The following is an 8,272-nucleotide window of genomic DNA, read 5'->3' on the forward strand; positions in this document are numbered from 1 at the left end:
TTGAGCCGGCGTGGTCGAGAGAGCGCCCCGCGGTTCGATCCTTCCCCGCTCTCCGAGGCTCCCTCCATGACGATCATTCCCGCATCCGTGGCCGCTGTTGCGGCTGCGCCGCTTCCCGTTGCGCCCGCTTCTCTGAACAAGACCCGCGCGATCGCTAGCGCCGCGCAACAACTCCTTCTCCATCTAGAGCGCGGTCAGCGCGTCGATGCGCCGATGTTGCGCACTGCGATGGAAAACGCCTTTGGCAACTCCGACGCCGATGGGGGATGGGACTGGAAGACGGCCTACGACGCCTGTGAAGCAGCCACCGTCCTGTTCCTTCGCAAATTCGGTCCGGCCATGCGCGCGCGTGCCGCTTCGCCAGGCGCGATGCTGCCGATGCTGGCGAAGATCGCCGGCCTTCTTCCCACCCACACCCGCCGTTCGGAAGAAAGCGAGGCGCTTCAGCAGTTTAGCACACCCATCGCACTTGGTTTCGCGGCGAGCATCGCGGCCGCAATCATGCCGGCGGATGTTGTGCTGGAGCCGTCGGCTGGCACGGGTTTGCTCGCGGTCCTGGCCGAGTTGTCAGGAGCTTCGCTCGTTCTGAACGAGTTCGCCGAGACCCGCGCTGGACTTCTTTCACTTCTCTTTCCCGGCCTCGGCGTTACCCGCTTCGACGCCGCGAATATCGACGATCATCTCGACACCGCCATCAAGCCAAGCGTTGTCCTGATGAATCCTCCATTCTCGGTTGTCGCCAACGTCGATCGCCACATGGCCGACGCGGCCTTGCGACATATCGCGTCGGCCTTGGCGCGGCTCCCCGAAGGCGGCCGGCTGGTCGCAATCACCGGGGCGAGTTGTTCTCCTGACAATCCAGTCTGGCGCGATGCCTTCATCCGCTTGCAGGAACACGGACGGGTTGTCTTCAGCGCCGCCGTTGCGGGCGCGGTCTTCGCCAAACACGGCACCACCATCGAGACGCGGCTGACCGTGATTGACCGGTTGCCGGCGGACGATGCGACGACATTTCCGTCGCGTCCGGGCCGGGCGCCGGACGTTGCCACGCTGCTCGGATGGGTCACGGAGTACGTTCCGGCACGACTGCCGATCGCGACGGCACTCGCCGCTTCGCCAAACGCACGTCCGGGCATTCCGCGAACCGTCCGCGCCTATGCAATGCGCCCATCCGGCGTCGCGGCTCCCACATCGGATCCGGCAGGGGCTGAACTTGCCTACGAGACCGTTGCTTGGACACCGGCGGAGGGCGGCCGGATCACCGAGGCGCTTTACGAAGAATATGCACTTCAATCGATCCGTATTCCCGGTTCTCAGCCACATCCCACCAAGCTGGTCCAATCAGCCGCCATGGCGTCAGTGGCGCCGCCGGTCCCGTCCTATCGGCCGCACCTTCCGGCCCACATCATGGCCAACGGTCTGCTGTCCGATGCGCAGCTTGAATCCGTCATTTATGCGGGCGAGGCGCATTCCCAGCTCCTTGCGGGATCATGGACCGTTGACGAGACCTATGACCTGGTCTGCGCGGCGCGCGAGGATGCGGACAATGCCGTGCAATTCCGGCGTGGCTGGTTTTTGGGAGATGGCACCGGCGCGGGGAAGGGCCGTCAGGTCGCCGGCATCCTGCTCGACAATTGGCTGAAGGGCCGATGCCGCGCGGTGTGGATTAGCAAGTCCGACAAGCTGATCGAGGACGCCCAGCGCGACTGGTCGGCGCTCGGCATGGAACGGCTGCTGGTCACGCCGCTGTCGCGCTTCCGCCAGGGCACGCCGATCCGTCTGGACCAGGGCGTCCTTTTCACAACCTACGCCACGCTGCGATCCGACGCGCGCGACGAGAAGGTTTCGCGGGTCAAACAGATCGTGGAATGGTTGGGCGCCGATTTTGACGGTGTCGTCATTTTCGATGAGAGCCACGCGATGCAGAATGCCGCAGGCGGCAAGGGCGAACGCGGCGACCAGGCCGCGTCGCAGCAGGGCCGTGCGGGACTTCGCCTTCAGCATGCGCTGCCAAACGCACGCATTGTCTATGTCTCGGCGACCGGCGCCACCACGGTTCATAACCTCGCCTACGCCCAGCGCCTCGGACTCTGGGGCGGCGAGGACTTTCCGTTTGCGACGCGCAGCGAGTTCGTCGAGGCCATCGAGGCGGGCGGCGTCGCGGCGATGGAGGTGCTGGCGCGCGACCTCAAGGCGCTCGGTCTCTACACGGCGCGGTCGCTGTCCTACGAAGGCATCGCGTATGAGCTGATCGAGCATCAGCTCACTGACGAGCAAATCCGCATCTATGACAGTTATGCCGGCGCCTTCGCGATCATTCATAACAACCTCGCCGCGGCCATGCGGGCTGCGAACATTACCGGCGCGACCGGCACGCTGAACGCACAGGCCAGGTCCGCCGCCAGATCAGCGTTCGAATCGGCCAAACAGCGCTTCTTCAATCATCTCATCACGGCGATGAAGACGCCGTCGCTGATCGCGTCGGTCGAGCGAGATCTGAGCGATGGCCATGCCGCCGTCATCCAGATCGTCTCAACTGGCGAGGCCTTGATGGAACGCCGGCTTGCCGAAATCCCTACCGAGCAATGGGGCGACGTCCAGGTCGATATTACCCCGCGCGAATATGTGCTGGATTATCTGGCGCACGGCTTCCCGACCCAACTCTACGAGCCCTTTACCGATAGCGAGGGTAACCTGTCGTCGCGACCGGCTTTCCGAGATGGCCAGCCGGTGCAATGCCGAGACGCCGTCGCGCGTCGTGATAGTTTGATCGAGAAGCTGGCGTCGTTGACGCCGGTTCATGGCGCGCTCGATCAGATCGTGCAGCGTTTTGGCACCGGCATCGTGGCCGAGGTGACGGGCCGCTCCCGCAGGATCGTCCGCAAGCGAGGGGGTGATGGCGTCGATCGATTGGTCGTCGAGAACCGCGCCGGCTCCGCCAATCTCGGCGAAACCCAGGCGTTCATGGATGACGTCAAACGCATCCTCGTCTTCTCCGACGCCGGCGGTACCGGGCGTTCCTATCACGCGGAGCTGTCGGCGAAGAATCGGCGCTTGCGGACGCATTATCTACTGGAAGCCGGATGGAAAGCCGACGCGGCAATCCAGGGATTGGGCCGCACCAACCGTACCAACCAGGCGCAGCCGCCGCTATTCCGGCCCATCGCCACCAATGTGAAGGCCGAAAAACGCTTTCTCTCGACCATCGCGCGGCGTCTCGACACGTTGGGCGCCATCACCAAGGGACAACGCCAGACCGGCGGGCAGGGCCTGTTCCGTCCAGAAGACAATCTCGAAAGTCACTACGCGAGGGACGCGCTGCGCCAACTCTACGTCCTTCTAGTCACCGGCAAGGTCAGGAATTGTTCGCTTCAGGCGTTCGAGGACGCGACCGGGCTGAAGCTCACCGACCCGAATGGCATCAAGGATGAGTTGCCGCCGATTACGACGTTCCTCAATCGCCTACTGGCGCTGACCATCGATCTCCAGAATATCCTCTTTACGGTTTTCGAGCAGTTGCTGACCGCGCGGATCGAGGGCGCAATCGCGTCCGGCACTTATGATGTTGGACTGGAGACGCTGACGGCCGAGAGCTTCGTCGTCGCCGACCGGCAGACGATCTACACCCATCCCGGCACTTCCGCCGAGACCCGCTTGCTCACGATCGTCAAGCGCGAGCGAAATCGTCCGGTCACAACAGATGAAGCGCTGGAGCGTCTCTCAGATCCCCGCGCGGTTCTTCTGGTCAACAGCCAGTCGGGCCGCGCCGCCGTTCAGGTTCCGGCCGGAAGCCTGATGCTCGACGACGGCGAAGTCGAACGCCGGGTCCGTCTCATCCGCCCGATGGAACATCCCACCATACCGCTGGCAATGATGCCGCAGACCAACTGGCGGGAAGTCGACCGCGACACCTTTGTCGGCGCCTGGGCGGCCGAAATCGCCGAGGTTCCGGAGTTCACCGACAGCGAAATCCATATCGTTGCAGGCTTACTGTTGCCGATCTGGAAGCGCCTGCCGAACGAATCGACACGGGTCTATCGACTCCAAACCGACACCGGCGAGCGCATTATCGGCCGCAAGGTCTCACCGTCGTGGGTCGCCAGTGCGCTGGAACGCGGAACGTCCAATCTTTCGTCGGACGACGCCTTCACCGCGCTGATCGATGGCAAGACCATCCTCGATCTCGCCGAGGGTCTCCAGGTCAGGCGCGTCCGCGTGATGGGTGCGAACCGGATCGAATTGACAGGTTTCACTGACACGATGCGGGATCGGCTGCGCGCCTACGGCCTGTTCGGCGAGATCATTTCGTGGAAGCTGCGCTTCTTTGTCCCGGTCGATGCGACTGGCCCTGCGATCCTGGCCAAGGTTTTGGAGTGCTATCCGATTGCCCGCATCGCCGATCGCGCGGCGGCGTGACATGCCGCGAAATGCGGCAGAACTGGCACATCGCCTCGCGCGCGAGGCCGAGGCGGTGTGCCGTCATTATCTCTCCAACGGACGTCGCGTCGGCAATTACTGGCTGGTCGGCGACGTCAGGAACACGTCCGGCCGATCGATGTTCGTTCGGCTGAAACCGAGAGGCGCGGCTGGCCGCCCTGCGGGCAAATGGACTGACGCGGCAACCGGCGAGCACGGCGACCTGCTCGACGTTATCAAGGAAAGTTGCGGCCTGGTCGATTTCTACGACGTCACGGAGGAAGCACGACGCTTCCTGAGCCTGCCGCGATCCGAGCCGGAATTCGACGGTCGATCGTGCCTTCCACCGGTACCGACCGGCTCACCGGAATCGGCACGGCGTCTGTTCGGCATGTCGCAGCCGATTGCCGGCACGGTTGTCGAGACTTACCTGCGGGGACGCGGCATCACTAATCTGCACGGCATCGACAGCCTGCGGTTCCATCCACGCTGCTATTATCGTCCCGAGGCAGACGCTCCGACCGAAACCTGGCCGGCTATGATTGCGGCTGTCACCGATCTTCAGGGCCGCGTCACCGGCGCGCACCGCACATGGCTCGATCCGTCAGGGCGCGACAAGGCACCGGTCGATACCCCACGCCGGGCGATGGGTTACCTTCTCGGGCACGCGGTCCGTTTCGGTCCGGCTGGCGACGTGACGGCGGCGGGCGAGGGCATCGAGACCATGCTGTCACTCCGCAGCGTTATGCCCAGCATGCCGATGGTCGCAGCGCTCTCGGCCGCGCATCTCGCAGCCATCCTGTTTCCAGCAACGCTGCGCCGGCTCTATATCGTCCGTGACGACGATCGGGCGGGCGATGGCGCGGTAGCAGGACTGTTCGACCGGGCGCAGTCGGCCGGGATCGAGGCGATGGTGCTGTCGCCGCAGTGTGGAGATTTCAACGAGGATCTACGGAATTTTGACTTCAACGCGCTACGTGCAGCATTGCGCATCCAGCTCACCCTGGAGGACGTTGGCCGGTTCTTGATCGCGGGGGGTTTAGACGGGAAGAGGGGATGAGGCTGGTACTCCGCCCGGACGGCGCACCGTCAATCCTCAGGCTTCTCTTTATTCGGAGAGGGCCGCGCTCACGGCCTTCTTGAGAGGGCGACCGTGCGGCAGGCGGTCCGGCCACGCAATGGCGTCCGCCGACTATTTTCCGTCGCGCCCTAAAGGGCGCTTTACATCGCGAGCCAAAATAGCCGGCTCCCGCCATCCTTCGCTTCGCTACGGCCGCTGTCGCTGCGCTCGGCGGTGCAGGTCCGGTCCGCCCGCCGCCTTTCGTCGCCACAAAGGCCGCGATGAGCGCGGCCGTCCCGACCAAGGAAAGCCGCCATGACGATCGAGCGCAACGAGACCGACTACGAACAGCCACACGCCACATCCCCGACCGATCACGTCCTTACCGAACTTCAGCTTCACGGCTATCGCCCCTTCCAGGACGAACCCGACCCGAGACCGCTACCCGAAGCCCGTATCGTCGCGGCCGCCGTCGCCGACATCTTCGATGCTCTCATCGCGAGTTTGAGCGAGACCCGCCTCGAACCCGATCTAGAGGATCTGCTCTGGTCGACCGTAAATCTCTTCCACCGCGCCAACGAACGCATCGAACGCGAACTCGACGACAACGAACAAGCGCAGAAGCGCAGCCAACGCGACCAGGATGGCACCGAAATCCGCTCGGTCGAACTCGAACGTCTCACTGCCGAGGGCATGACACTGATCGAGCGGCGCAACAGCATGGAATACTTCCGCGACCAGGCGGCCGAACACTTCGCACGTCACACCGGATCGCACTGGCATCCGCGCAGCGGCTCGATGGTGAACCACCGCGCGCTGACCTCGGCTGTCATCGACAGTCGCGACTTCCTCGCCGCCAGACACCGGGCCGAGACCGAGGTCCTATTGCCCGCCGGGCCAAAGATCGCCTTCACAGGCGGCCTGGACTGCAACGATCATCGCCTGATCTGGGACAAGCTCGATCAGGTCCATGCCAAGCATCCAGACATGGTGCTGCTGCACGGCGGGTCGCCGAAGGGCGCCGAACGTATCGCCGCCCGCTGGGCCGACCACCGCAAGGTTCCGCAAATCGCTTTCAAACCCGATTGGACCAAACACGCCAAGGCAGCACCGTTCAAGCGCAACGATCAAATGCTCGATGTGCTGCCCATCGGCGTCATGGTCTTCCCCGGCACCGGCATTCAGGAGAACTTGGCCGACAAGGCGCGGAAGCTCGGCATCCCGGTGTGGAAATTCGACAACGGTGGCGCGTAAGCGCCACCCCTTCCACCTCGCATACAATGTACGCACCAAACCCGCTTGCGCAGTTGTAACGGTTGTTTTTCTCCGGTCGTAAACGGCTGCTGCCCCTGCCGTCTTGCGAAGCGGTCGGAAATCGGGTGGCAGACCCCACGTATCTGCTCCAAGGTCCATTGCATCGATCGATCCGATCGTCCGTTGAGACGACGGAGCAAAGAGGAAATAGAACATGCCGAGAGAAGATGAAAACAAGGCCATCGTCGGCCGCTGGTTCACCAAGTTCTGGGGTGAGACGTGCGATCTCGGAATCGTCGACGAACTCGCCGCGCCGGATATGCTCCTCCAGTACTCACTACACGAGCCGCGTCGCGGGCGAGAAGACATCAAGGCTTTTATGACGGATTTCCGTAAGGCCTTTCCCGATCTCAATTTCTGGGGTGCCGCCGATCTCATCGCGGAGGGCGACTACGTGGTCGGCCGCTGGGAAGGTGGTGGGACGCACACCGGTCCCGCGTTCGGCGATTTCCTGGCCGGCTTCTTGCCCGCGAACACCGGTCGGAAAATGCGATTTACCGGTACGACCGTTCTAAAGCTGAAAGACGGCAAGATCACCGAAGAAATCGGGCTCGACGATGGCGTCACCGCGCTGCAGCAGCTCGGGCTGATCAAGCTTGCTGCTTAGCTAACGACAATCGAAAATCCGGCCTTCCTGATCGCCCTCTCGAAGGCCGGCAACGGCGGCAAGTCAGCGCGACCGGTATCCATCGCAACCGCGACCGGGCAGCTCTCCAGCACTGCTTGTTCCTGTCTGAAATTTGACCGTCAGGGATTCCAAACACGGGCGGGATCAGCTATTCCTTGGACCGCGCCGTGGTGGTGGTGGAAGGCGCGCCCCTTGCAACCTTTGTCACGGGACCCATCACTATGATCATCATCGGCGTTCTTCTCAATATCGTCGGGCTCGGCATCTTCTGTTGGGCACTGTTGGCGCTCGCAATCCACGCGTTGCCGTTCTTCGTCGGCATGACCGTGGGGATCTATTCATTTCAAGCCGGAGCAGGCCCGGTCGGTGCCATCGTCGTTGGCTTCGTTACGGCCGGCTTCGCACTCGTGGTCGCGCAGCACGCCGTCTCCGTCGCGCGCTCGCCCATCATCCGCCTTCTCATTCGACTGCTGTTCGCGCTTCCGGCGGCTCGCGCTGGGTATGAAGTGACCCTTACCCTTGCACACTTCGGTATTCCCCAGGAATGGTGGCAGGAGTCGTTCGCCATGCTTGGCTCCATCGCCGTCGGGTGCACCGCCTGGGCACGCGTGTCGATCTTGGCCGAGCCCGCTCTCAGACCGGGCGTTGCGCTCGGGCCAGCGCAGCCGCCGACTGGGGCTACGACCAAGTTCAGGTGACTCTACGGGTCTATCGTCTCTCGGTTGGGATCAACGCCGATATCGGTTCGTCGGTTCGTGCAGCTTGACCGAGAGATAATCGCGGCCCTCTGTGGAGCGCTTCGACCAGGCGGCCCCGATCTCTGCGCGGCCGACGTAGACCCGGTGGCTCGGAGC

At 63.4% G+C, this 8,272-nt stretch carries 5 protein-coding genes and 1 pseudogene; 5 read left to right on the plus strand and 1 reads right to left on the minus strand.

Annotated elements, in window-relative coordinates:
* The first annotated feature begins 66 nt into the window (after positions 1-66).
* From GSQ88_RS15475 to GSQ88_RS15495, 5 genes are all read left to right on the plus strand, one after another.
* A complete protein-coding gene (locus tag GSQ88_RS15475; RefSeq protein WP_159008605.1) occupies positions 67-4,416 on the plus strand; it encodes a strawberry notch-like NTP hydrolase domain-containing protein in 4,350 nt (1,449 codons plus the stop codon).
* Position 4,417: 1 nt separating this feature from the next.
* Complete coding sequence (locus tag GSQ88_RS15480; RefSeq protein WP_159008606.1) at positions 4,418-5,476, plus strand: DUF7146 domain-containing protein; 1,059 nt, start codon at positions 4,418-4,420, stop codon at positions 5,474-5,476.
* Positions 5,477-5,791: 315 nt separating this feature from the next.
* Entirely contained in the window at positions 5,792-6,730 is a 939-nt protein-coding gene (locus tag GSQ88_RS15485) for a DUF2493 domain-containing protein (RefSeq protein ID WP_159008607.1), read from the plus strand.
* A gap of 214 nt (positions 6,731-6,944) precedes the next feature.
* Entirely contained in the window at positions 6,945-7,397 is a 453-nt protein-coding gene (locus GSQ88_RS15490; RefSeq protein WP_159008608.1) for an ester cyclase, read from the plus strand.
* Between the two features lie 176 nt (positions 7,398-7,573).
* The gene (locus tag GSQ88_RS15495; RefSeq protein WP_159008609.1) at positions 7,574-8,116 is read left to right on the plus strand and encodes a hypothetical protein; all 543 of its coding nucleotides are present in this window, start codon (positions 7,574-7,576) and stop codon (positions 8,114-8,116) included.
* Between the two features lie 48 nt (positions 8,117-8,164).
* On the opposite strand, the pseudogene GSQ88_RS15500 reads toward GSQ88_RS15495, so the two are convergent.
* A pseudogene (locus GSQ88_RS15500) lies at positions 8,165-8,272 on the minus strand (DUF736 family protein); the annotation flags it as partial.

It is taken from the genome of Bradyrhizobium sp. S69 (assembly GCF_009766005.1).
Classification (GTDB): domain Bacteria; phylum Pseudomonadota; class Alphaproteobacteria; order Rhizobiales; family Xanthobacteraceae; genus Bradyrhizobium.

Bases quoted from the DNA above. Each gene is read 5' to 3' on its own strand.
- GSQ88_RS15480 (WP_159008606.1), top strand. From the start codon at position 4,418: ATGCCGCGAAATGCGGCAGAACTGGCACATCGCCTCGCGCGCGAGGCC.
- GSQ88_RS15485 (WP_159008607.1), top strand. From the start codon at position 5,792: ATGACGATCGAGCGCAACGAGACCGACTACGAACAGCCACACGCCACA.
- GSQ88_RS15490 (WP_159008608.1), top strand. From the start codon at position 6,945: ATGCCGAGAGAAGATGAAAACAAGGCCATCGTCGGCCGCTGGTTCACC.
- GSQ88_RS15475 (WP_159008605.1), top strand. From the start codon at position 67: ATGACGATCATTCCCGCATCCGTGGCCGCTGTTGCGGCTGCGCCGCTT.